We start from the raw sequence: 23113 nt of genomic DNA, 5'->3' as shown, positions 1-23113 counted from the left end.
CTCAATCCAATTGAACGTCTTTGGGCGGTCTTGCACCATTATGTCACCCACAATCGCTACTACCGAAGTCAGAAGCAATTCGCCGACGCCATCCTTGCATTCATGCGTGAGACCATCCCGCAGGAATAGAAGAAATTCCGCGACAAGGTGTCAGATAACTTCCGCGTCATAACACACGAGAACTTTCGGGTTTTGGAGTAGAAGAAGTATACCAAAATGGATAGCCCGAAATCATGACGATTCAAACACACGCCCGCGTGAGGCCATCTATTCAGGTAAAGCGCACTTTGCCTATATAGGGCAGGTTGCGATTTCTTTGTGCATAATCAATGCCGTAACCCACGACGAATTCGTCGGGTATTTCGAACCCGGTCCAGCGCGCACGAATATCCACTTCGCGCCGCGAGGGTTTGTCCAGAAGCGCGCAGACCTCCAGCCGTGCCGGGTTGCGCGCCAGCAGCATTTGCAAGACGTGGTGCAGCGTGAAGCCGGTGTCGACAATATCCTCCACCACCAGCACGTCGCGCCCTTCTATTTTGCCAGACAGGTCTTTCAAAATCCGCACCTCTCGCGAGGATTGGGTGGAATTGCCATAGCTTGACGCTTCCAGAAAATCGACCTCTACGGCCAGGTCAATCTCGCGCACAAGGTCCGCGATAAAGATGAACGACCCGCGCAGCAGGCCCACGACGACCAGCTTTTCGGTCGCGGCGAATTCGCGGCTGATCTCTGTGGCCAGTTCCTCAACCCGCGCCGCGATTTGCTTGGCGCTGATCATCTGGTCGATCTCATAGGGTTTTTGCGACATCTCGGCCCCTTGATTTTTCACCGTAACTCTAAGACATGTCCAAGCCAGACAAAAGCCCGGAACCGCAATGCCGACCCATACAGAACACCGCCATATGCCCTACACGGCCCGCCAGATATACGATCTGGTGGCGGATGTGGCGCGCTACCCCGAATTTCTGCCATGGACGGCGGCCGCGCGCATCCGGTCGCGCACCCCCATCGACGGCGGAGAGGAGATGCAGGCCGATCTGGTCATCTCGTTCAAGGTGTTCCGCGAGCGTTTCGGCAGTCGGGTACAGTTGTTTCCCGAGGATGGCGTGATCGACACTGCCTATCTGGACGGGCCGTTCAAGCATATGGAGTCGCGCTGGACCATAAAACCCGCCGAGGATGGCGGTTGCGTGGTCGATTTCCACGTCGATTTCGAGTTCCGCAATCCGATGCTGCAAAAGATCATCGGGGTGGTGTTCGACCAAGCCATGCGCCGTGTCGTGGGCGCGTTCGAGGCCCGCGCCAAGGCGCTTTACGGCTGAGCTTGCAACCGCGCCAGAACCATCGCCAATGCGTGGTCCACCGTTGCCGCGCGCACCGCGTCACGCCCGATGGCGCCGAACTCCACTGTTTCCGCGATCACGCCCTGTGCATCCGCCAGCCCGAAACACACGCGCCCCTCGGGCTTGTGCTCTGACCCGCCGGGGCCAGCAATGCCCGTAACCGCGACTGCGATCCGGGCTTCCGACCGCGCCAAAGCGCCCGCGGCCATTTCCCGCGCGACCGCTTCCGAAACCGCGCCATGCGCCTGAAGCGTCGCGGGCAACACCCCCAACATCTCGCATTTCGCAGCGTTGGAATAGGTCACAAAGCCCCGGTCGACTACATCGGACGAACCGGGCACGGCCGTCAGCGCCGCCATTATCATGCCCCCGGTGCAGCTTTCGGCGGCGGCCAGTGTCACGCCCTTAGCCCGCGCAGCCTCTAGTACCGCGCCCGCGCTCATGCGCCTATCATCCCGTGGCTGACCACCGCGGCCACTGCGACAACCAACGTGGCCAGCGCGCCCGCGATCACATCGTCCAGCATCACCCCCAAGGGCGTATGCATCCGGTCGGCCAGCCCCACGGGCCCGGGTTTCCAGATGTCGAACACCCGGAACGCCAGAAACGCCGCCACCCAGCCGGGCCAGAGCGCTGTCACATCCACGCCCTGCATCATCGCGCCCAACGACACCGGCCATAGCGCGATCCACATGCCAACGACCTCGTCGATGACAATCTCGGACGGGTCGGCATCCGTGCGCCCGCGCGTCTCGGAAATCGTCGCCCACCAGCCAATGCCGAAGGCTATGAACGTCCCTGCCAGAAGCAGCCAGAATCCGCCAAGGCTGTGCAAAGCCAATGCCACAGGCAGCGCCGCAAGCGTGCCCCATGTTCCGGGGGCGGGGCGCAGATAGCCGACACCGCCGAATGTCGCGATCAAGCGTGTCAGTGTCATGGGCGCGCTCTCCTTCATCTTGCTCTAAATACTCACAGGGGGTGAATTGGGCCACAGGCCCAAGAGGGGGCGTGTGCGCCCCCTTACGTCGCCATCAAACATGCCGTGGCCAGTGCGGCAATGCCTTCTTCCCGCCCGGTAAAGCCCAGACGCTCCGAGGTTGTCGCCTTCACGCTCACCCGCGCAACATCGACCTTCATGATCGTCGCCAGTGCCGCGCGCATCGCATCCGCATGCGGCCCGATCTTGGGGGTCTCGCAGACCAGCGTCACGTCGCAATTGGCCAGTGCGTAGCCGCGCGTGTGCGCCAGTTCTACCGCGTGACGCAGGAAGATATGGCTTTCCGCGCCTTTCCATTGCATGTCGCTCGGCGGGAAATGACGGCCGATATCGCCCTCGGCCAATGCGCCATAGATCGCGTCTGTCAGGGCGTGCATGCCGACATCGGCGTCGGAATGGCCCTGAAGCGCGCGGTGATGCGGCACCTTGACGCCGCACAGCCAGCAGCCGTCGCCGGGGCCGAAACGGTGCACGTCATAGCCATTGCCAAGGCGGATATCGGTCATGGTCGGGCTCCTTGCGTCCAGCAGCGCTGCGGCGCGGTCGAAATCTGCGGGGTAGGTCAGTTTGAAATTGGTTTCGCAGCCATCTGTCAGCGCCACCCGCAGGCCGTGGGCGCGGGCGATTTCCACATCGTCTGGCGCGTCGCCGGGCCAGGCTTTGTGGGCGGCGAGCAGAGGCGCGAAATGAAAGCCTTGGGGGGTTTGCGCACGGAAAAGCCCGTCGCGGGCCACCGGCGCGCTGACCGCTCTGTCGGAACCACGCCAGAGCGCATCTACCACCGCAAGGGCCGGGGCAGCAGCGGGCGCGTGGTCCAGCGCGGCCAGCACATCTGCGATCACGCGCGCCGACACGAAGGGCCGCGCCCCGTCATGGATCAACACGCGGTCGGGCGGGTCGGTGGCCAGCGCGTCTAGTGCAGCGCGCACCGATGCGGTCCGCGTGGCCCCGCCCATGACCAGCATGACCCCGTCCAGAGGCAGGCGGTCCGCTTTGTTCATATCGTCCGGGTGCAGCACCAGCACCAGCCGCGTCAACCCGCCCGCGCGTAAGGCATCAAGCGTATGCGCTATCACGGAACGCCCGCCAAGCGCGCGCCACTGCTTTGGCAGGCCCGCGCCCGCACGTGTGCCACGCCCGGCGGCGACGATAATGGCGGCTGTGGACATGCGCTCAAACCCCCTGAAGTCCTTTCGCCTTCTATAAGCTCAGGCGCGGGGTGCTGACAATGCACGCGATCATTTGCAAGCGGCGCTCAAAAAATGGGCGCATGATGAAAAATGCGCCAAGCTCGCGGCGGTTCGGTTGGACTCGGGGCGGTCAAGGGGCTATCCCTTCACGCATGAACAAACCCGGCCACGCCCTGTCATGACCTTTTCTGCCGCGCTCTCTCTGGGCAGTGATTGCCCTGTAATTCTGGCCCCGATGGCCGGGATTACCGACCTGCCGTTCCGGCGGGTCGTGGCCGGGTTCGGGGCATCCTTGGTCGTGTCAGAGATGGTTGCCAGCGAGGATATGGTTCGCGCGCGCCCCTCGACCCGCGCCAAGGCCGAACTGGGTATGGGCGATGGGCACACGGCGGTGCAGCTCGCGGGCCGCGAGGCGGGCTGGATGGCCGAAGCCGCGCGCATGCTGGCGGATCAAGGCGCGCGGATCATCGACATAAACATGGGCTGCCCTGCCAAAAAAGTTGTGGGCGGGCTGTCGGGCTCTGCACTCATGCGCGATCTGGATCATGCGTTGCGGCTGATAGATGCCGTGGCGGGCGCTGTGGATGTGCCTGTCACGCTGAAGACCCGTCTGGGCTGGGACGAGTCCGGTCTGAACGCGCCAGAGCTTGCGCGCCGCGCGGTTGCGGCGGGTGTGCAGATGGTCACGATCCACGGGCGCACACGCTGCCAGTTTTACAAGGGACAGGCCGATTGGGCGGCGATCGCGTCGGTGGTGCAAGCCGCAGGCGTGCCGGTCATTGCCAATGGCGATATCACCTCGCCGCAGGCGGCCCGTCAGGCGCTGGCGCAGTCTGGCGCGGCAGGCGTCATGGTCGGGCGCGGGGCGCAGGGGCGCCCGTGGCTTTTGGCACAGATCGCGGCCAACCTGTCGGGCCAGCCGATTCCGCAGTCCCCGCAGGGCCGTGTTTTGCACGCGCTTGTGGCCGAACACTATGACGCGATGCTGGCGTTTTACGGGCGCGATCTGGGTGTGCGCGTCGCGCGCAAACACCTTGGGTGGTATGCCGATGCTGCTTGTGGCGATCCTGCCGCGCGCCGCGCGGTGCTGACGGCCACAGACCCGGCGCAGGTTCTGGCCCTGTTGCCCGACCTGCTGTCGCCCGTGCAAGAGGTTGCGGCATGACGCCCCCTGCCACCGGCACGATCTGGGCGGCGTTGCCCGCACCGGCCTTTATGATCGGGCAGGATGACGGGCTGGAATGCGTGGCCGATTGTAACCCTGCGGCAGAGCAGTTCCTGAGCCTGTCGCGCCGCGCCTTGCTGGGGCGTCCGCTGGCGCGGCTGTTGCAGGTCGATGCCGAAATCGACCGCGCCCTTGCGCGCTGCCGCGAGAACCGCGCACCGGTTTTCATCAACGATGTCGGCGTTACGATCGGCACGCGCAAACCGGTTCTGTGCTCCATTCAGCTTGCGCTTTTGGGCGACCGGCGCGATCTGGTTCTGATGCTTGTCACCCCGCGCGAGATTGCGGGCAAGCTGGGGCAGGCGGATGGCATTCGCAACGCCGCGCGCTCTGCCATTGGCATGTCGCAGATGCTCGCGCATGAAATCAAGAACCCGCTGGCAGGGATTACCGGCGCCGCGCAACTGCTGTCGATGGGGCTGGAGCCACGCGACCGCGAGTTGACCGATCTGATCGTGGCCGAGACCCAAAGGGTCGTGAACCTTCTGGACCAGGTCGAGCAATTCGGCAACCAGCGCCCGCCCGAATGCCGCGCGATCAATATACACGACATACTGGAACGCGCGCGCCGCTCTGCCGAGGTCGGCTTTGCCGCGCATATGCGTATCCGCGATGCTTATGACCCGTCATTGCCGTCGGTCTGGGCAGATGGCGATCAGCTGCTTCAGGTCATGCTGAACCTGCTGAAAAACGCGGCCCAAGCGCAGCCCGACGGAGGGCAGATCCGCATCCGCACCTTCTTTGAGCAGTCGCTGCGGGTGCGCGCGGCCAGCGGGCGTGATGTCGCCTTGCCCATTCATGTCGAGATTATCGACGACGGCCCCGGCCTGCCGTCAGAGATTGCCGACGAGGTGTTCGACCCGTTCGTGTCGGGACGCGAGAACGGCACCGGGCTTGGTCTTGCGCTGGTGTCGAAGATCATCGCCGCGCATGACGGATGGGTCACGGTCGAAAGCCGGCCCGGCCGCACGATGTTTCGTATTTCCCTGCCGCGCGCGCCAGAAGCAAAGCGCCGTGCCGCACAACAAGAGGAGCTTTCCTGATGGATGGCACTGTTCTGGTTGCCGATGATGATCGCACCATCCGCACGGTGCTGACGCAAGCGCTGACCCGGGCGGGCTGCAAGGTGCACGCGACCTCCAGTCTGACCACGCTGATGCGCTGGGTCGAAGAAGGGCGCGGCGATCTGGTCATCACCGATGTGATGATGCCCGATGGCAACGGGATAGAGATGATCCCGAAGATCAGCCAGGAGCGCCCCGACTTGCCGGTGATCGTGATTTCGGCGCAAAACACCATCATGACCGCGATTCAGGCCAACGAGGTTGATGCGCATGATTACCTGCCCAAACCCTTCGATCTGCCGGACCTGCTGAAGCGCGCCGGCACGGCAATGAAGAACCGCAAACTTGTCGCGGCGTCGGCACAGGCGGAGGCCGCGCCGAAACCCGCGCCACGCGGCGACATGTCCAGCATGGAAGGGCTGCCGCTGGTCGGGCGCACGCCGGTTATGCAAGAACTTTACCGGCTGATTGCACGGGTGATGAATTCGACCATGCCGGTGCTGATCACCGGCGAATCCGGCACCGGAAAATCGCTGATTGCGCGCACCTTGCATGATTTGTCGGACCGACGGGGGCAGCCTTTCATCTCTGCGACCTCGGAAGATTTCCGAAATCCCGACGCCGCGCAGGCGCTGGTGTCGCGGGTGCGTTCCGGGTCCTTGCTGCTGGACGAGCTGGCGTCATACGACCCCGATGCCCAGCTTCGTGTCGCGCGCTTGCTGGACAGTTTGTCCGATGACGGTCCGCGCATCATGGCCACTGCGCAAACCAATCTGGCGCAGTCCATGGGCGAGGGCAGCTTGCGCGAAGACCTGTATTACCGCCTGAGCGGGGTTACGCTGGCTGTGCCCGCACTGCGCGAACGCATCGACGATCTGGAGCCGCTGACACAGCATTTTCTGTCGCAGGCCGCAGATGACGGGGCGACCATGCGCGCCTTGTCCCCCGATGCGCTGGAACTGGTGCGCGGCTATTCGTGGCCCGGCAATGTCCGCCAGTTGCAAAACACGCTGCGGCGGCTGACGCTGACCGGGCAAGAGCCGGTCATCGCCCGCTCGGAGATGGAACTGGCGCTGAAAAGCCAGCCCTCTGCCATGGCATTCGGAGAGGATATGGGCGGCGAATCCTTGTCGGATTCGGCCGCGCGCCACTTGAAACGCTATTTTGACCTGCATGGGCAGGATTTGCCGCCACCTGGCCTGTACGCGCGCATTTTGCACGAAATAGAGGTGCCCCTGATCGAGATCGCGCTCGACGCCACAGGCGGCAATCAGGCGCGCTGCGCCGAGCTGCTGGGGATTAACCGCAATACGCTGCGCAAGAAGATCACCGAGTTGGATATCGAGGTATCGCGCCGCCGCAAGCTGGCCTAGCGCCGCCAGTTTGATGTAGAAATACCACATAGCCTGTGGCACAATCCACACAATGTGGGGCGGCAAACGACCCCAACGCAGCGATGCATAGCGGGGAAGCCTTGGGGCAATCGGTGTTCTACTCGGGCCTGTTGGGGCAGTTGACCGGCTTGCGCGACCGGCGCAGTTCGGCCGGGGCGACGCTTGCACTGGTCTTGGCCGGTCCGCTTCTGGTCTTGCTGACGCTTTTGGCGCTCGGCCCGCTGGACAGGATGTTCAATACATCCGGGCTGGCGTTGGTGCTGCTGGCTGACCTTGTCTACATGTTGCTTGTGGCCGGGCTGGTTGCCATTCGCGTGGCGCGGCTGGTTGCCGCGCGGCGCAAGGACAGTGCCGGTTCGCGATTGCATTTGCGCTTGTCCACGCTTTTTGCGGCTATCGCGATGGTGCCCACGATTACCGTCGCGATTTTTGCCGCGATCACGTTGAATGTGGGGTTGGAGGGCTGGTTTTCCGACCGTGTGCAGCGCGTGGTCGGCAATTCGCTGGCCGCCGCAGAGGCCTATCAGTTCGAACAGGAACGCGACCTGCGCAGTGATGCGCGCGATCTGGCCGATTATCTGGACACGGCGCGCCGCGTCTTTCCCATGATGGACGAGGGCGAGTTGCGCAACCTGTTGTCAGAGGCGCAGGCACGGGTGCAGCGCGGCTTGCGCGTCGCCTTTGTCATTGACGCCACGGGAGAGATCCGCGCGCGCGGCGAGCGTTCCTACCGCTTCAACTATGTCCCCCCCGCGCCCGAGGATCTGGACCGCGCTCAGGATGATGTGGCACTGATCCGCGACTGGCCCGCGAACGAGTTTCGCGCCCTTGTGCCGCTGGAAGAGTATTTCGACCGCTTCCTGTATGTGTCACGCGCGGTCGATGGAAATATCCTGTCGCTGTTGGACGAAACCCGCGAAACGGTGGCGTTTTATCAACAGTTGGAACAGGATCGCGGGCGGATCCTGTTCCAGTTCGGTGCGCTTTATCTGGGGTTTGCGCTGATCCTGATCCTTGCCTCTGTCTGGATGGGGCTGAACTTTGCCGAGCGGCTGGCCCGGCCCGTGGGACGTCTTGTCGAAGCGGCGGAACAGGTTGGCGACGGTGATCTGGATGTGCAGGTCCGCGTTATGCGCGACGATGATGAAGTGGCGTTGTTGGGCCGTGTGTTCAACCAGATGACCCGCCAGCTAAAGGGGCAGCGCGAACGCCTGCTGGAAAACAACCGCCAGATAGATGCGCGGCGACGACTGTTCGATTCGGTTCTCGGGTCGGTCACGGCGGGGGTGATCGGGCTGGATGCAGACGGGCGGCTCGCGTTTATCAACCGCGCCGCCGAAACCTTGCTGGATGTAACCTGCGACCCGTCCGACGCCCCCGAACTGGACGACATTGCCCCCGAATTCGTCGGGCTCATGGAACGCTTGCGCGCCATGCCGCAAGGGCAGGGGCGCGTACAAGAGGAATTGCGCCTTGTGCGTTCTGGCAGGTTGGAAACCGTGCTGGTGCGCTTTGCCGAACGCCGCCGCCGCGACGGGCGGCTGGAGGGGTATGTGGTCGCCTTTGACGATGTGTCGGAACTGGTCAGTGCGCAGCGCATGGCCGCATGGGGCGATGTGGCCCGCCGCATCGCGCATGAAATCAAGAACCCGCTGACCCCCATCCAACTATCGGCAGAACGGATCGCGCGCAAATTCGGCCGCAAGCTGGACGGCGAGGATGCCGAAAGCCTGTCGCAACTGACCTCTGTGATCGTGCGCCAGACAAACGACCTGCGCCGGATTGTCGACGAATTCTCGCGCTTCGCGCGGATGCCCGAACCCGACCGGCGCCCGCATGATCTGGTCGCCATATTGCGTGATTGCACGCTGCTTCAGGAAAGTGGCCAGCCCGATATCACGTTCAGCCTGTCACTGCCCGGTGCGCCTGTCTTGGTCGAGGTGGATGACACCATGATGGCGCAGGCATTTACCAACCTGATCAAAAACGCGGGCGAGGCGATTGCCAGCCGCCATGCAGAGGATGCAGACAGCCCCAAAGGCGAGATCCGCGTGGTGTTCGACGCCGGGGACGAGCGGTTGCGCGTGACCATTACGGATAACGGCATCGGCCTGCCCCAAGACCGCAACCGCCTGTTCGAGCCGTATGTGACCACGCGCGCTGAAGGCACGGGGCTTGGCCTGTCCATCGTGCGCAAGATCATTGAAGAACACGGGGGCACCCTGCGGCTGGCCGATGCAACGGCCCCCGATGGCACGCCCCAACGCGGGGCAATGGCCGATATCCACTTGCCGCGACTGGCCGCGGCCCAGATTTCAGACGACCAACAGGAAGATGGTTAACGCTTATGGGTGACATTCTGATCGTCGACGATGAACGCGATATTCGCGAGCTGATTTCGGAAATTCTGCAAGACGAGGGGTTTACCACCCGTCTGGCCGCGAATTCCGATCAGGCGATGGCAGAGGTCAATGCCGATCCGCCCGCGCTGATGATCCTCGATATCTGGCTGAAAGACAGCAAGATGGACGGGATCGACATACTCATGTCGGTCAAACGGTCCAATCCCGATATCCCGATTGTCATCATCTCGGGGCATGGCAATGTCGAAATCGCGGTCGCCGCGATCAAGCAGGGCGCGTATGATTTCATCGAAAAGCCCTTCAATATCGACAAGTTGATGGTGGTGATCGGGCGGGCGATGGAAACCTCGCGCCTGCGTCGCGAAAATCAGGATTTGCGCCGCCGCGAGGTTGGCGCCTCGCAGCTTCTGGGCGATTCTGCGGCCTATCGCGCCCTGTGCAGCCAGTTGGAGAAGGTTACGCAATCCAACGCGCGCTTGATGTTCACGGGCCCGTCGGGATGCGGCAAGGAAGCTGCGGCGCGCTTCGTGCATGAGAATTCCGAGCGCGCGTCTGCACCCTTCGTGACAGTGACATCCGCAGCCGTGGAACCCGACCGCATGGAAGAGGTGCTGTTCGGTCGCGAAGGGGCCGACCGCGGTGTGGAACCGGGACTGTTGGAACAGGCGCATGGCGGCGTCGTGTTTTTCGACGAGGTGGCCGATATGCCGCTTGGCACGCAATCCAAGCTGTTGCGCGTGCTGGTCGAGCAGCAATTCATCCGCACGGGCGGCGCTGACAAGGTGCGGGTCGATCTACGGGTGATGTCTGCGACCACGCAGGATCTGGCCGCGCGTGTGCGCGAGGGTCTGTTCCGGCAAGAGCTGTTCGACCGGCTGAACGTCGTGCCCATCCGCGTGCCGGGGCTGGAAGAGCGGCGCGAGGACATTCCGCTGCTCGCAGAGCATTTCATAGAAATCTTGCACAGCACACAGGGCTTGCCGCGCCGTGCGCTGGACGACGCCGCAAAGGCGCATCTGCAAACCCTGACATGGCCCGGCAATATCCGACAGTTGCGCAACATGATCGAGCGCGCGCTGATCCTTGGCGATGCGGGCAAGCCCATCGACCTGGCCGACCTGCAAAGCGACAGCACCCCCGATGAGGAGGGCCGCAGCGTGCTCTTGTCGGGATCTCTGGCAACCTTGCCACTGCGCGAGGCGCGCGAATTGTTCGAGCGCGAATACCTGCTGGCCCAGATCAACCGCTTTGGCGGCAATATCAGCCGCACCGCAAGCTTTGTGGGCATGGAACGCTCCGCGCTGCACCGCAAGCTGAAATCGCTGGGTGTGAACACCGCGCGGCTTTCAGGCAAGGGCTAAGCCCCTTGCACCCCCGTGCGACTGCTGGCAAGGCTAGGGGTCTGAACGCCGCAACCGAAGGACGCGGGCCATGAAGATCATTGTCTGCGGGGCAGGGCAGGTTGGCTGGCAGATCGCCCGCCATCTGGCCGGAGAGCGCAACGACGTTACCGTTGTCGACAACAACCCCGTTCTGGTGCGGCGCGCAACCGACACGCTGGATGTGCAGGGCGTGACAGGCTTTGCCAGCTACCCCGCCATTCTGGAACAGGCCGGCGCGCGCGATGCCGACATGGTCATCGCCGCAACCTATTCCGACGAGGTGAACATGGTCACATGTCAGGTCGCGCATAGCGTCTTTGGTGTGACCAAGAAAATCGCCCGTCTGCGGGCCCAGACCTATCTGGATGCGCAGTATTCCGACCTGTTTCGCAGCGGGCATCTGCCCATCGACGTGATCATCAGCCCCGAGCGAGAGGTCTCGCTGGCGGCGATGAAACGGGTGGCCTACCCGTCGGCATTCGACGTGCACGAGTTTTTTGGCGGGCGCGCGCTTTTGTTGGGTCTGGTGCTGGACGACAAATGCGCAGTGCTGAACACACCCCTGCGGCAATTGTCGGACCTTTTCCCGACCTTGCGGGTGATGGTGGCAGGCGTGCGCCGCGCGGGCCGCATGTTCGCCCCCGAACCCGAAGACCAGCTTTTTGCGGGCGACGCGGTCTACCTGTTGCTGGAAGCCGATGACGTGGCGCGCGTGTTCGAAGTGTTCGGCAAGGAAGCGCGCCGTCAGGAACGCGTGTTGGTGATCGGCGGCGGCAATGTGGGCCTGTCCGTGGCCAGCATGCTGGAACGCCAGCCCGAGCGCGTGCGCGTCAAGGTCATTGAGCGTGACCGCGCCCGCGCCGAAGCGGCCGCCGACGCGCTGGAGCGGTCCATCGTGCTGCATGGCGACGCAATGGATGCCGATCTGCTGGAAGAGGCGCGGATTTCCCGAACCGATGCCGTTGTCGTGTTGACTGATGACGACAAGACCAACCTGCTTGCGGCGGTGCGCGCGAAATCCTTGGGCGCGAAAATGGCGATTTCGCTGGTCAACGACCCCGGAATGGTCCCGCTTGCCGATGCGATGGGGGTGGATGCCTATATCAACCCGCGCGCCCTGACCGTCAGCTCCATCCTGCGGCATATGCGGCACGGGCTGGTGCGCTCTGTCTATATGCTGGGCGACAGAGAGGCCGAGGTGATCGAGGCAAAGGTGCTCGCCAGTTCGCAGATCGCGGGCCGCGCGGTGCGCGACATCCCCTTTCCCGAAGGCGCGTTGCTGATCGGTGTTCTGCGCGGCGGCGCATTCAAGAAACCCAATAGCAGCATGGTCTTGCAAGAGGGCGACCAGATCGTGATCTTTGCATTGACTGCCGATGTGCAGAAGGTGGACGAATTGTTGCAGGTCGCGTTTGAGCATTTCTAGACGGCGGGCGCGGGGCGCCGGGCCATTTTACTGGGGGGCGCTATGACGGAAAGCGCACGCGGCACAACGGTTATGGCTGCGCTGATGGCTGTGACCGCAGGAGCGATGATCCTGCCGGCCGCGCTGGGCTTTACCCTGCGCGAACACGACAGCGCGCGCGCGTTCGTGTATTCGGCCTGTTTGTTGGGCAGTATTGCGGGGCTGATGTATCTGGCCCGCCGCAACCTGACACGCAAGCCAAGTGCGCTGTCGCACCCGTTCTATATACTGACCACAGCCTATCTGGTTGTGCCGTTGTTCATGGCGCTGCCGGTGACAGAGGCCGTGCCGGGCGGTTTGCCGCTGTTCGATGCGTGGTTCGAGATGGTCGCCGCGTTCACCACCACGGGTGCGAGCGCCCTGGACCCCGATATGCCGCGCAGCTTGTTGATGTGGCGGGCGCTGGCCGCATGGCTGGGGGGGCTGTTCGTGCTGGTCTATGCCGCCGCGCTGCTGGCCCCGATGAATATGGGCGGGTACGATCTTGTCACCGCGCGGTCGCAAACCATCGGGGCATTGCCGGACTGGTCGCGCAAGATGCGGCAGACCCAGATCGGGGCAGAGTCGGGCCAGGCCGATCTGGGGCGGCTGTGGTCGCATATCCGGCTGATTGCCCCGGCCTATGCCGGGCTGACAGGCTTGCTGTGGGTGTTGCTGTCGTTGCAGGGCATGCCCCCGCTGGTGGGGTTGACCTATGCCATGTCCACACTGTCGACATCCGGGATTGTGCCGAACTGGGATGCGGGCATCGGCACCGGGTTCGGGGCGGAGCTGCTGATCGCGCTGTTTCTGGGGCTGGCGCTGACCCGTCGGGGCTGGCCGCGCGCGATTGTCCCGCAAGATTCCGGCCGGATATGGCTGGATGACGAGTTGCATCTGGCGGGCGCTCTATTGGCCTTGGTCGCGGTGGGGCTGTGGGTTCTGAACGGCGCTGGCGGTTTGGCCGACGCGCCGGTGGCAGCACTTGCAGAACTGTGGGGAACGGCATTTACCGCGCTTTCCTTTCTAAGCACGACAGGCTTTGTCAGCACCATTGGCGCGCCAGAAGCCACTGCCTATGCCGGACCTGCGGGCATTGTGCTTCTGGGTCTGGCCATGCTTGGCGGCGGGATTGCCACCACGGCTGGCGGGCTGAAGCTGCTGCGCGGCTTTGCCTTGTTGTGGCAGGCCAAACACGAGTTGGAAAAGCTGGTTCACCCGTCGGGCATGGGCGGTGACGGCCCCCGATTGCGGGGCCTGCGCAGCGAGGGGGCCTTCTCGGCGTGGCTGTTCCTGATGGTGTTCATTCTGGCGCTGACCGCCGTGGTCATGGCGCTGGTCTTGTTGGGCCACCCGCTGGAAGATGCACTGATCTATGCCAGTGCGGCGTTGACGACCACCGGCCCGCTGACCCAGATTGCAGGGCCAGAGCCATTGTCCTTTGCCGCGCTGGGCGATCCGGCACGCGGGGTTGTCGCACTCGGGATGATCCTTGGGCGGTTGGAATTGCTGATGCTTTTGTCGGTGCTCTGGCCCCGCTTGGGCCGCTAAGCGCACGCCCGCGCCCAAGAAACCCGCCCAAGCCCGCATTTTTCCGCGTGCCGGGGCTGGAAGTTTTGCAAAAGCCGTTTCATAGTGGGCGGATAGGGAGACGAGGCTCTCTGCGTATAGCAAACACGCCCTGACAAAAAGGCAAGCGCATGGCCAGCGATAAACAAAATCTACAAGACGCATTTCTGAATCACGTTCGCAAGAACAAGGTGCCGGTGACGGTATTCCTGATCAACGGGGTCAAGCTGCAAGGTGTTATTACCTGGTTTGACAATTTCTGCGTGCTGCTGCGCCGCGATGGGCAAAGCCAGCTTGTGTACAAGCACGCGATCTCGACCATCATGCCGGGACAACCGATTTCGCTTTACGAGGGTGAAGGCCAATCGCCCGCGAGTTGATTGACCTGACAGAGCTTGGGGGCGAGGGCGGCAAACGGCTGACCCGCGCCTATGTGCTGCACCCCGAAATCAAGTCCAATCCGGGCCCGAGAGAGCCGGAGGATGCCTTGGCCGAGGCCATGGCACTGGCGCATGCCTTGCCGGGACTAGAGGTCGCAGGTGGGCAGGTGGTGCGCTTGCCGCGGGCCCATCCGGGCCAGCTGTTCGGCAAGGGCAAGCTCGAAGAATTGCGCGCGATGCTGGAAGCTGAAGAGATTGAGCTTGTCCTGATCGACGGTCCAGTCAGCCCTGTGCAGCAGCGCAACCTTGAAAAGGCATGGGGCGTCAAATTGCTGGACCGCACCGGCCTGATTCTGGAGATCTTTGCCGACAGGGCCGCCACCCGCGAAGGCGTGTTGCAGGTAGAACTGGCGGCGCTGAGCTACCAGCGCACGCGCCTGGTGCGGGCATGGACCCACCTTGAACGGCAACGTGGCGGGCTTGGCTTTGTCGGCGGTCCCGGCGAGACGCAGATAGAGGCTGACCGCCGCGCCATTGACGAGCAGATGACACGCCTGCGCCGCCAGTTGGACAAGGTCGCCAAAACCCGCGAATTGCACCGCGCCGCGCGCCGCAAAGTGCCTTATCCCGTGGTCGCGCTTGTCGGCTATACCAACGCTGGAAAATCCACCCTGTTCAACCGCTTGACCGGTGCGAATGTCATGGCCAAGGACATGCTTTTCGCCACGCTGGACCCGACAATGCGTGCGGTGCGCCTGCCCACGGGCAAGGATGTGATCCTGTCGGATACGGTTGGTTTCATCTCGGACCTGCCCACGCTTTTGGTGGCCGCGTTCCGCGCCACGCTGGAAGAGGTGCTGGAGGCCGATCTGATCTTGCATGTCCGCGATATCGCCCACCCCTCGACAGAGGCGCAGGCGGCGGATGTGGCCAGCGTTCTGGCATCGCTTGGCGTGCAGGACGACGTGCCGCGCATCGACCTTTGGAACAAGGTCGACCAGCTGGACACAGAGGCGCGCGCGCAGGTTGACCGACAGGCGGCGCGTGCCGAGGGTGTGTTTACGGGCTCCGCCCTGACGGGCGAAGGGTTGACGGCCCTGTTCGACGCGATCACGGAAAAGCTGGATGATGCCCGCTACCACGACACGGTGCGGCTGGCGCATACGGATGGCAAGCTACGCGCGTGGCTTTTTGCCCAAGGCGTGGTCGAATCGGAAGCGCAGGACGAAGATGCCACATCGCTTGTTGTGAACTGGTCGGACCGGCAAAAGGCGCAGTTCCGGCGCCTGAAAGACAGCGGTTAGGTGGTCCGAAGCCGCCTTTGTGCGCTCGAAAAAATGCTTAACAAATTCTTGCCGCAAAGCTGCCCTTTCCACACCATGGTTAACCCTCATGCCTGTCTGCAGTAGAAGGAGTAGGTATCGCCATGAGTAGTCTCAGTGCAGCCCCCACCGCGCTGCGTGACCAGCCCGTGTCCAAAATTGATGCGATGGATGGCGATTCCCCCGTGCCCGGCCACTACGACACGATCTTTTACCTGATCCGCCAGACCATCGGCGCGCGCCATGTCACCATCCAGTTGGATGGCGACCCGCGCCCGCCTGCCGATGATCATATGGTGTGTCTTGAATCGCCGCTTGTCACACAGGGACGCCGTTTCGGAACCCTGCGCGCCTACGCCGAAACGTTCGAGTCCGGCGCGTCGCATCTGCTTGCAGGCTTTGCTGTTCTGGTTGCAGAGCAGCACGCGCTCTGGTCCGAAGCGCATCTTGATGTCTTGACCAAGGCACTGACACGGCGTGCCTTTATGTCAGATCTGGGCCGCGCCGCCGCGACCTATCAACGCAGCGGGCGCGCTTGCAGCCTTATCATGTTCGATCTGGACCACTTCAAGGCGGTCAATGACACGCATGGCCATGCGGCAGGCGACGCTGTTCTGCGCGCGGTCGCCCATGTGGTTCAGTCCGAGTTGCGCCGCTGCGACGTGCTGGGCCGTCTGGGCGGCGAGGAATTCGGCGTGCTGGTGATGGCCGATCATATCACGGCGCTGGAAATTGCCGAACGCCTGCGGGCGGTTGTTCAGGCGACCGTCGTGCGTGATTTTCCGAAGGTTGCCTTCACTGCCAGCCTTGGCGTGGCCACGACCGATGACAGCACCGACACGCGTGACGGGCTTATCGCGCTGGCCGATGCCCGGCTCTATGCCGCCAAAGAATCCGGTCGCAACCGGGTTCAGGGCGCGGTCGATGCGGATAATATGGCCGATCTTTTCGCCGCTGAATGATCGGTATCTGGTCCCTAGGCCGGCAATGCGCCGCTGTTTTTGCGTCAAAGCGCAATTTGGGGCTTTGATTGGGGCGTGTTAATCCATAAATGGAATGCGTATGGACCGGCATTTCCCATGGGGAAACCGGCGAAGGGAGAATGACATGCTCAACAATATCGGCCCGGCGGGCTTTATCATCATCGCGGTTGTCGTGCTTGTGCTGTTCGGGCGCGGCAAGGTCAGCGCGCTGATGGGCGAAGTCGGCAAAGGTATCACGTCTTTCAAGAAGGGCCTGAAAGATGGCACCGACGAGATCGAGAAGCAGGATGACGATGCCGCGAAAACCGCGCGCGATGTCACGCCGGAGAGCGGTAAAGACAACGACAAGGACCGGGCCTGATTGTCGCTCGCGTGACGGGGGGCGTCGCGAAATCCGCAAGCGGGCAGGGGTGTCGGCATGTTTGATCTGGGCTGGACCGAACTATTGGTCATCGGGGTCGTGGCGCTGATCGTCGTCGGCCCCAAAGACCTGCCCAAGATGTTTCGCACCTTGGGGCAAATGACCGCCAAGGCGCGCTCCATGGCGCGCGAGTTTTCACGCGCGATGGAAGATGCCGCCGACCAGAGCGGGGTAAAGGACGTTGCGCGCGACCTGCGCGGGATGGCCGACCCGCAGGGCATGGGTCTGGACGAATTCAACAAGATGAAAAACTGGGATCCGCTTCGGGACGATCCGAAGGGGACAAAAACACCAGACTCCGCCGCTGCCGCTGGCGATGATGAGGACGAGATGGACCGCATCGCCGCCGAGATGGATGCCATGCGCAGCGATGCGGCGAAGCGCGCCGCGCCGAAGCCGTCCGACGCGACGCCGGCCGACGCGCCCGATCAGGGCACGGCACCCAAACCTGCTTCCGTTGCCGATGCGTCCGACACTGCGCCCTCGACCGATCAGGCTAAACCCAAGCCCAAAGCGAAGGCCAAATCCAAGGCCAAACCAAAAGCGAAAGCCGACCCAGAGGGCAGTACGGACAGCACCACATGAGCAAGGCCCCCGAGGACGATATCGAAGATTCCAGCGCCCCGCTGATCGAGCATCTGGCGGAGTTGCGCAACCGGCTGATCAAATCGGCCTTGGCGTTCATCATTGGCATGGTTCTGTGTTTCACGGTTGCCACGCCCATCTTCAACTTCCTGACCGCACCTTTGTGCAGCGCGCTGGCCGAGCGCGGGCAGGATTGCGACCTGATTTTCATCAGCCCGCAAGAAGGCTTTTTCGTCGCGATCAAAGTGTCGTTCCTTGGGGGCTTCATGCTGGCCTTTCCGGTCATCGCGACCCAGCTTTGGCGCTTTGTCGCGCCGGGGCTGTACCGCTCCGAGCAGGGCGCGTTTCTGCCGTTCCTGATCTCGTCGCCGGTGATGTTCCTTCTTGGGGCCTCTTTCGCGTTCTACGTTGTCACGCCGCTGGCCTATGATTTCTTCCTTGGGTTCCAGCAATTTGGCGCGGGTGGCGAAGCGGTGGTCGAGGACGGCCCGAACGCAGCCCCGCTTTCGGTGGTGTTCCAAGGCTCCGCGCAGGAATATCTGAACCTGACGATCCGCTTCATCGTCGCCTTTGGCATGTGCTTTCAGTTGCCCGTGCTGCTGACGCTGATGGGCAAGGCCGGGTTGGTGTCAGAGGCAGGCCTTAAAGCCGGTCGCAAATGGGCCGTCGTGGGCATCTTGACGCTGGCTGCCTTGGTCACACCGCCCGATGTCATTACCCAGGTGATCCTGTTCATCGTGGTATACGGTCTTTACGAAGTGTCGATCTGGCTGGTTGCCCGCGTGGAACGTGCGCGCAACGAGCAACTGCGCCGCGAGGGGTTGCTGGACGACGAGGATGACGAAGACGACGCGTCGGAGACGAAATGAACGACGACGCCCTGACACGGATTGCGGAGGCGCTGGAGCGCCTCTCTCCGCCCCCCAGCGCTGCACCTGACCTAGATGGGGCGGACGCGTTTGTCTGGCACACCAGCCCCGACCGCTTGCAGCCGGTGCCCCGCGTGAACCGCGTTGCACTGGATTTGCTGGTCGGCATCGAGCGGGCGCGCGACACCCTATTGGCGAATAGCTTGCAATTCGCACGCGGCCTGCCTGCGAATAATGCCCTGCTATGGGGCGCGCGCGGCATGGGCAAGTCGTCGCTGGTCAAGGCCGTGCATGGCGCGGTGGTCGCGCAGATGCCGGATTGTGGGCTGAAACTGGTCGAAATCCAGCGCGAGGATCTGCCCAGTATCACGCGCCTGCTGGACCTGCTGCGCGGGGCGGAAGGGCGCTTCATCCTGTATTGCGACGACCTGTCGTTCAGCCATGACGATCAGCATTACAAATCGTTGAAAGCGGTGCTGGATGGCGGGGTCGAAGGGCGGCCCGACAACGTGGTGCTATACGCCACGTCCAACCGCCGCCACCTGATGCCGCGCGACATGATCGAGAATGAACGCGGCTCCGCCATTTCGCCCTCGGAAGCGGTCGAGGAAAAGGTGTCGCTCTCGGATCGGTTCGGGCTGTGGCTTGGGTTTCATGCCTGTGATCAGGATGACTACCTGTCCATGATAGAGGGCTATTGCGCGGCATACGGGCTGGCCATTGATGCTGATCGCCTGCGCGCGGAAGCCATCGAGTGGCAGACGACGCGGGGCAGCCGCTCTGGGCGCGTGGCATGGCAGTTTTTCACCGATCTGGCCGGACGCGAAGGCGTGAAGATCGCGCGCTAGAGCATGGCGCGCAAAAGTGGTTTGCGGTTTTGCGCAGAATGGCATGCGGTCACAGAAGATGAGAGCGTGTCGCGTGAATGCGCAGGCACGCGACACGCTCTGTGCTGTTCGCGCGGGGGGCTTTGCCCCCGCCCGGCCCCGTGCCGGGGCCGGACTCCCCCAGGATATTTGAGCAAGGATGAAAAGAGGGGGCGGTTTACGCCGCCACCTCTGCCAAAAGCTGTGCGTTGCCGCCCGAGGCGGTTGTATCGACGCAGAGATGACGCTCCAGCATGACATGCGCGCGATCGGGCTGGTCCGTGATCAGCGGCACGATCGGGCCGTCGCGCTGCGCCAGTGCCTGCGCGATCTGGCGCGCGGTGCCCGCGTCGCCCCAGAACAGCACGCCAGAGAAGCCGTCTGCGCGGTCAAGGTCTTGCGGCACCCCGTCAAGTGCTATGGCCCGCCCGCCAAGCGCCTCGACGGCGCTTACCTGCATGGCGGCCAGATCGGTGCCCGGGCCAAGGCAGAGCAGCGGCGCGCGCGTCACCTCGCGCAGGCGGTTCGATTCGCCGGTCGGGCCGGGCAGTCCGTGCTCGGTGGCGATGGATGTGATATCGGGGCCGACCGCCTTGGCCACCGCGCCCGCGGGCAGGTACGGTGTTTGGCGTGTCACGGTCTGCGCCTGCGCGCCGGTAAAGCGCGCCAGATAGTGCGGACCGCCTGCCTTTGGGCCGGTGCCCGACAGCCCCTCGCCACCGAAGGGCTGGCTGCCGACAATGGCGCCGATCTGGTTGCGGTTGACATACATGTTGCCCGCATGGACGCGGTCCACCACATGCTGCACGCGCCCGTCAATGCGGGTGTGCAGCCCGAAGGTCAGCCCGTAGCCGGTGGCGTTCACATCCGCGATCACGCGGTCGAGATCGGAAGCCTTGAAGCGGGCGATATGCAGGACGGGGCCAAACACTTCGCGTTTCAGATCCGCGATGCCGCGCACGCGCAGCGCCACGGGGGCGACGAAATGGCCCTGCTCTGGCGCATTGAGTTCGTGCAGCACACGCCCTTCGGCGCGGGCCGCGGCCACATAATCCGCGATCTGGGAATGGGCGTCCGCGTCTATCACGGGGCCGACATCGCTTGCCAGATGCCACGGATCGTCCAGCCGTAATTCGTCCATCGCGCCAAAGAGCATCCGCTCGAATTCCGGCGCGACATCCTCTTGCACATAAAGGCAGCGCAGCGCCGAGCAGCGTTGTCCTGCCGACTGGAAGCTGGATGCCAGCACATCGCGCACCGCCTGTTCGGGCAGGGCGGTGCTGTCCACGATCATGGCATTCAGCCCGCCGGTTTCGGCAATCAGGGGCGCGCCGGGGGCCATATGGTCGGCCATCGCACGCTGGATCAGCTTGGCGGTATCTGTCGATCCGGTGAAGGCCACACCATGCACCCGCGCATCCGATGTCAGCGCCGCCCCGACCGTCGCGCCATCACCCGGCAGCAGTTGCAACACGTCACGCGGCGCGCCGGCGTCATGGAGTAGCCGGGCCGCGTAATGCGCGGTGATCGGGGTCTGTTCGGCGGGCTTGGCCAGCACGCCGTTGCCCGCGGACAGCGCACCCGCGATCTGACCTGTGAAGATGGCCAGTGGGAAGTTCCAGGGGCTGATGCAGGTGAACACGCCGCGCGCGGGATGGGTCAGCCCGTCAGCCTGTCCCGCATAGTAGCGCAGGAAATCCACCGCCTCGCGCAATTCGCCCACGGCATCAAGCTGGCTTTTACCCGCTTCGCGCGCGAGGATGGCAAAGAACGCGCCGAAATGCTGCTCATAAAGGTCTGCGGCACGGTTCAGCACGGTGGCCCGCGTTGCGGCATCGGCCTGCCAAGCGGTCGCCGCGGCAAGTGCGGTCTGCACGTCTTGTGGGGCGGCGGGCGTCACTTGGCCCAGCAGGTCATCGGGGCGGGCGGGGTTGCGCGCGTCATAGGGCGCGCCGCCAGCCACGGTGCCCGCAATCAGTGGACCGGCGACAAAGGTCGCGTCAGCCCAAGGGCCGCGCGCTTGTGCAATCGACTCCAGATCGCGCGCATCGGTCAGATCCCACCCTTTGGCGTTGCGGCGGTCCTTGCCGAACAGGTCGGGGCCTGTCGCGATTTTGGGGTTCAGGCCTTTTGGTGCGCTTTCCAGCGCCGCAAAGGGACAGGCGGCGACTTCTGCGGGGGGCACGTTTTCATCGACGATCTGGTTGACGAAGGATGAATTCGCGCCGTTTTCCAACAAGCGGCGGACCAGATAAGCCAGCAAATCCTTGTGCGCGCCAACCGGGGCATAGATGCGGCAGCGCGTGCCTTCATTGCGCAAAACAATGTCATGCAGCGTTTCGCCCATGCCGTGCAGGCGCTGGAATTCATAGTCGGCAGGGTCCACGCCCATGCCTTCGGCCATGTGCAGGACGGCGGCGACCGTATGGGCGTTATGGGTGGCAAATTGCGGGTAGAGCCGCACACGCGCAGCCAACAGCTTTCGTGCGCAGGCAATGAAGTTCACATCGCTCGCGGGTTTCTGGGTCAGAACCGGAAAGCCATCCAGCCCCATCACCTGCGCGCGCTTGATTTCGGTGTCCCAATACGCGCCCTTGACCAGCCGCACCATAAGCTTGCGGTCGCAGCTTTCTGCCTTTGCCGCCAGCCAGTCGATCGTGTCGGCAGCACGAGGGCCGTAGGCTTGCACGACCACGCCGAACCCGTCCCACCCCTCTAGCGCCGGGTCGTCCAGCACGCGGTCGATGACCTTGAGGGAGAGGGCAAGCCGGTCGCTTTCCTCTGCATCTATGTTGAAGCCAAGACCGAGCGCTGCGGCCAGCCGCGCCAGTTCGCGCGCGCGGGGCACCAGTTCGGCCATGACGCGCTCTTCCTGCGCGACCTCATACCGGGGGTGCAATGCGCTGAGCTTGACCGAGATGCCGGGATTGGTGCGGATGTCATTGCCGGTGGCGCGCGCGCCGATGGCGCGGATCGCGCGCCCGTAGGCGGTGTGGTAGCGTTTGGCGTCGTCCATGGTGCGGGCGGCTTCGCCCAGCATGTCGTAGGAATAGCTGTAGCCGCGCGCTTCCATCTTGGCGGCGCGGGTCATTGCGCTGTCAATGCTTTCGCCCAGCACGAACTGGCGGCCCATTTCGCGCATGGCGCGGCCCACGGCGGTGCGGATCACCGGCTCGCCCAACCGTTTGACTGCGCCGCGCAGGGTGGCTGCGGCGGATTTGCTCCGCTCGTCCAGCACGCGACCCGTCAGCATCAGCGCCCATGTGGACGCGTTGACCAAGCTGGATGCTGACTTGCCCAAATGTGTGCCCCAATCAGACGGCGCGATCTTGTCCTCGATCAGATCGTCGATGGTCGCGGCATCAGGCACGCGCAAAAGCGCTTCGGCCAGACACATCAGCGCGACCCCTTCGGATGTGGACAGGCCGTATTCTGCAAGGAACACTTCCATAAGCCCCGGCGTATCGCTGCCGCGAATGTCGCGCACCAGTCCCGCAGCGCGGGCAGTGATCTGGGTGCGGTCCTCTTGGCCCAGCTTTGTGGCTGTGACGGCCTGCGCGATATATGCGCCCTCGTCGCGCAGAATGTCGTGTGTTACACTATTGGGCACGGTGATGGTCATAACGCACTCCGTCAGGCGGGGTTGTCGAATTTCCCGAGTATGACAAGAAATACATTTCAATTCTCGCTGATTTATGATGATTATCAGGTCTATG

At 63.5% G+C, this 23113-nt stretch carries 20 protein-coding genes; 15 read left to right on the top strand and 5 right to left on the bottom strand.

Annotated features, from left to right (window positions below):
- Window positions 1-271 precede the first annotated feature (271 nt).
- Window positions 272-808: a hypoxanthine phosphoribosyltransferase gene (hpt, locus tag ROE7235_RS08255; protein WP_121094525.1), complete on the bottom strand. Its 537-nt coding sequence runs from the start codon at window positions 806-808 to the stop codon at window positions 272-274.
- A 67-nt stretch (window positions 809-875) separates the two neighbouring features.
- Here hpt and ROE7235_RS08250 point away from each other — a divergent pair, with 67 nt between their 5' ends.
- Window positions 876-1322 (top strand): type II toxin-antitoxin system RatA family toxin, encoded by a 447-nt coding sequence (locus ROE7235_RS08250; protein ID WP_121094503.1) that lies wholly within the window; start codon window positions 876-878, stop codon window positions 1320-1322.
- On the opposite strand, the gene ROE7235_RS08245 is transcribed toward ROE7235_RS08250, so the two are convergent.
- The 3 genes from ROE7235_RS08245 to ROE7235_RS08235 form a co-directional block, all read right to left on the bottom strand.
- Window positions 1313-1786: a CinA family protein gene (locus tag ROE7235_RS08245; protein ID WP_121094502.1), complete on the bottom strand. Its 474-nt coding sequence runs from the start codon at window positions 1784-1786 to the stop codon at window positions 1313-1315. The genes ROE7235_RS08250 and ROE7235_RS08245 overlap by 10 nt on opposite strands.
- The gene (locus ROE7235_RS08240; RefSeq protein WP_121094523.1) at window positions 1783-2280 is read right to left on the bottom strand and encodes a phosphatidylglycerophosphatase A family protein; all 498 of its coding nucleotides are present in this window, start codon (window positions 2278-2280) and stop codon (window positions 1783-1785) included. Before ROE7235_RS08240 ends, ROE7235_RS08245 begins: the two co-directional genes overlap by 4 nt.
- A gap of 83 nt (window positions 2281-2363) precedes the next feature.
- Window positions 2364-3509 (bottom strand): bifunctional 2-C-methyl-D-erythritol 4-phosphate cytidylyltransferase/2-C-methyl-D-erythritol 2,4-cyclodiphosphate synthase, encoded by a 1146-nt coding sequence (locus ROE7235_RS08235; RefSeq protein ID WP_121094500.1) that lies wholly within the window; start codon window positions 3507-3509, stop codon window positions 2364-2366.
- Window positions 3510-3708: 199 nt separating this feature from the next.
- On the opposite strand from ROE7235_RS08235, the gene dusB reads away from it, so the two are divergent.
- The 14 genes from dusB to ROE7235_RS08165 all read left to right on the top strand — a co-directional run bounded on the left by dusB (window position 3709) and on the right by ROE7235_RS08165 (window position 19379).
- Window positions 3709-4695: a tRNA dihydrouridine synthase DusB gene (dusB, locus tag ROE7235_RS08230; protein WP_121094521.1), complete on the top strand. Its 987-nt coding sequence runs from the start codon at window positions 3709-3711 to the stop codon at window positions 4693-4695.
- The gene (locus ROE7235_RS08225; RefSeq protein ID WP_121094498.1) at window positions 4692-5798 is read left to right on the top strand and encodes a two-component system sensor histidine kinase NtrB; all 1107 of its coding nucleotides are present in this window, start codon (window positions 4692-4694) and stop codon (window positions 5796-5798) included. Before dusB ends, ROE7235_RS08225 begins: the two co-directional genes overlap by 4 nt.
- A complete protein-coding gene (locus ROE7235_RS08220; RefSeq protein WP_121094496.1) occupies window positions 5798-7192 on the top strand; it encodes a response regulator in 1395 nt (464 codons plus the stop codon). Before ROE7235_RS08225 ends, ROE7235_RS08220 begins: the two co-directional genes overlap by 1 nt.
- Before the next feature lie 83 nt (window positions 7193-7275).
- Window positions 7276-9555 carry a sensor histidine kinase NtrY-like gene (locus ROE7235_RS08215; RefSeq protein ID WP_121094494.1) on the top strand — a complete coding sequence of 760 codons (2280 nt, stop codon included), beginning with the start codon at window positions 7276-7278 and terminating at the stop codon, window positions 9553-9555.
- Window positions 9556-9560: 5 nt separating this feature from the next.
- Window positions 9561-10937, top strand: coding sequence for a nitrogen assimilation response regulator NtrX (ntrX, locus tag ROE7235_RS08210; RefSeq protein WP_121094492.1), 1377 nt, complete (start codon window positions 9561-9563; stop codon window positions 10935-10937).
- 70 nt (window positions 10938-11007) lie between these two features.
- Complete coding sequence (trkA, locus tag ROE7235_RS08205; protein WP_121094490.1) at window positions 11008-12384, top strand: Trk system potassium transporter TrkA; 1377 nt, start codon at window positions 11008-11010, stop codon at window positions 12382-12384.
- Window positions 12385-12426: 42 nt separating this feature from the next.
- Window positions 12427-13953, top strand: coding sequence for a TrkH family potassium uptake protein (locus tag ROE7235_RS08200; RefSeq protein ID WP_121094488.1), 1527 nt, complete (start codon window positions 12427-12429; stop codon window positions 13951-13953).
- 149 nt (window positions 13954-14102) lie between these two features.
- Window positions 14103-14351 (top strand): RNA chaperone Hfq, encoded by a 249-nt coding sequence (gene hfq, locus ROE7235_RS08195; protein WP_121094486.1) that lies wholly within the window; start codon window positions 14103-14105, stop codon window positions 14349-14351.
- On the top strand, window positions 14348-15655 hold the full coding sequence (gene hflX, locus ROE7235_RS08190; RefSeq protein WP_245963910.1) for a GTPase HflX: 1308 nt from the start codon (window positions 14348-14350) through the stop codon (window positions 15653-15655). Before hfq ends, hflX begins: the two co-directional genes overlap by 4 nt.
- Before the next feature lie 122 nt (window positions 15656-15777).
- Complete coding sequence (locus ROE7235_RS08185; protein ID WP_121094484.1) at window positions 15778-16635, top strand: GGDEF domain-containing protein; 858 nt, start codon at window positions 15778-15780, stop codon at window positions 16633-16635.
- A 145-nt stretch (window positions 16636-16780) separates the two neighbouring features.
- Window positions 16781-17017 carry a twin-arginine translocase TatA/TatE family subunit gene (locus ROE7235_RS08180; protein ID WP_121094482.1) on the top strand — a complete coding sequence of 79 codons (237 nt, stop codon included), beginning with the start codon at window positions 16781-16783 and terminating at the stop codon, window positions 17015-17017.
- 57 nt (window positions 17018-17074) lie between these two features.
- Window positions 17075-17662 (top strand): Sec-independent protein translocase protein TatB, encoded by a 588-nt coding sequence (tatB, locus tag ROE7235_RS08175; protein ID WP_121094480.1) that lies wholly within the window; start codon window positions 17075-17077, stop codon window positions 17660-17662.
- On the top strand, window positions 17659-18531 hold the full coding sequence (gene tatC, locus ROE7235_RS08170) for a twin-arginine translocase subunit TatC (protein WP_121094478.1): 873 nt from the start codon (window positions 17659-17661) through the stop codon (window positions 18529-18531). Before tatB ends, tatC begins: the two co-directional genes overlap by 4 nt.
- Window positions 18528-19379 carry an ATP-binding protein gene (locus ROE7235_RS08165; RefSeq protein WP_121094476.1) on the top strand — a complete coding sequence of 284 codons (852 nt, stop codon included), beginning with the start codon at window positions 18528-18530 and terminating at the stop codon, window positions 19377-19379. Before tatC ends, ROE7235_RS08165 begins: the two co-directional genes overlap by 4 nt.
- Window positions 19380-19575: 196 nt before the next feature.
- Here ROE7235_RS08165 and putA read toward each other — a convergent pair whose 3' ends face one another.
- Complete coding sequence (putA, locus tag ROE7235_RS08160) at window positions 19576-23019, bottom strand: bifunctional proline dehydrogenase/L-glutamate gamma-semialdehyde dehydrogenase PutA (RefSeq protein ID WP_121094474.1); 3444 nt, start codon at window positions 23017-23019, stop codon at window positions 19576-19578.
- Between the last annotated feature and the right edge of the window lie 94 nt (window positions 23020-23113).

The sequence above is a fragment of the Roseinatronobacter ekhonensis genome (assembly GCF_900499075.1).
In the GTDB taxonomy this organism is placed as follows: Bacteria; Pseudomonadota; Alphaproteobacteria; order Rhodobacterales; family Rhodobacteraceae; genus Roseinatronobacter; species Roseinatronobacter ekhonensis.
The sequence above is the reverse complement of the archived record's forward strand: the minus strand, read 5'-3'. Positions and strand labels throughout refer to the sequence as shown.

What these genes read in the sequence shown, in the direction of transcription:
- hpt (WP_121094525.1), bottom strand. Translation starts at nt 808, where the DNA reads ATGTCGCAAAAACCCTATGAGATCGACCAGATGATCAGCGCCAAGCAA.
- ROE7235_RS08250 (WP_121094503.1), top strand. Translation starts at nt 876, where the DNA reads ATGCCGACCCATACAGAACACCGCCATATGCCCTACACGGCCCGCCAG.
- ROE7235_RS08245 (WP_121094502.1), bottom strand. Translation starts at nt 1,786, where the DNA reads ATGAGCGCGGGCGCGGTACTAGAGGCTGCGCGGGCTAAGGGCGTGACA.
- ROE7235_RS08240 (WP_121094523.1), bottom strand. Translation starts at nt 2,280, where the DNA reads ATGACACTGACACGCTTGATCGCGACATTCGGCGGTGTCGGCTATCTG.
- ROE7235_RS08235 (WP_121094500.1), bottom strand. Translation starts at nt 3,509, where the DNA reads ATGTCCACAGCCGCCATTATCGTCGCCGCCGGGCGTGGCACACGTGCG.
- dusB (WP_121094521.1), top strand. Translation starts at nt 3,709, where the DNA reads ATGACCTTTTCTGCCGCGCTCTCTCTGGGCAGTGATTGCCCTGTAATT.
- ROE7235_RS08225 (WP_121094498.1), top strand. Translation starts at nt 4,692, where the DNA reads ATGACGCCCCCTGCCACCGGCACGATCTGGGCGGCGTTGCCCGCACCG.
- ROE7235_RS08220 (WP_121094496.1), top strand. Translation starts at nt 5,798, where the DNA reads ATGGATGGCACTGTTCTGGTTGCCGATGATGATCGCACCATCCGCACG.
- ROE7235_RS08215 (WP_121094494.1), top strand. Translation starts at nt 7,276, where the DNA reads ATGCATAGCGGGGAAGCCTTGGGGCAATCGGTGTTCTACTCGGGCCTG.
- ntrX (WP_121094492.1), top strand. Translation starts at nt 9,561, where the DNA reads ATGGGTGACATTCTGATCGTCGACGATGAACGCGATATTCGCGAGCTG.
- trkA (WP_121094490.1), top strand. Translation starts at nt 11,008, where the DNA reads ATGAAGATCATTGTCTGCGGGGCAGGGCAGGTTGGCTGGCAGATCGCC.
- ROE7235_RS08200 (WP_121094488.1), top strand. Translation starts at nt 12,427, where the DNA reads ATGACGGAAAGCGCACGCGGCACAACGGTTATGGCTGCGCTGATGGCT.
- hfq (WP_121094486.1), top strand. Translation starts at nt 14,103, where the DNA reads ATGGCCAGCGATAAACAAAATCTACAAGACGCATTTCTGAATCACGTT.
- ROE7235_RS08185 (WP_121094484.1), top strand. Translation starts at nt 15,778, where the DNA reads ATGAGTAGTCTCAGTGCAGCCCCCACCGCGCTGCGTGACCAGCCCGTG.
- ROE7235_RS08180 (WP_121094482.1), top strand. Translation starts at nt 16,781, where the DNA reads ATGCTCAACAATATCGGCCCGGCGGGCTTTATCATCATCGCGGTTGTC.
- tatB (WP_121094480.1), top strand. Translation starts at nt 17,075, where the DNA reads ATGTTTGATCTGGGCTGGACCGAACTATTGGTCATCGGGGTCGTGGCG.
- tatC (WP_121094478.1), top strand. Translation starts at nt 17,659, where the DNA reads ATGAGCAAGGCCCCCGAGGACGATATCGAAGATTCCAGCGCCCCGCTG.
- ROE7235_RS08165 (WP_121094476.1), top strand. Translation starts at nt 18,528, where the DNA reads ATGAACGACGACGCCCTGACACGGATTGCGGAGGCGCTGGAGCGCCTC.
- putA (WP_121094474.1), bottom strand. Translation starts at nt 23,019, where the DNA reads ATGACCATCACCGTGCCCAATAGTGTAACACACGACATTCTGCGCGAC.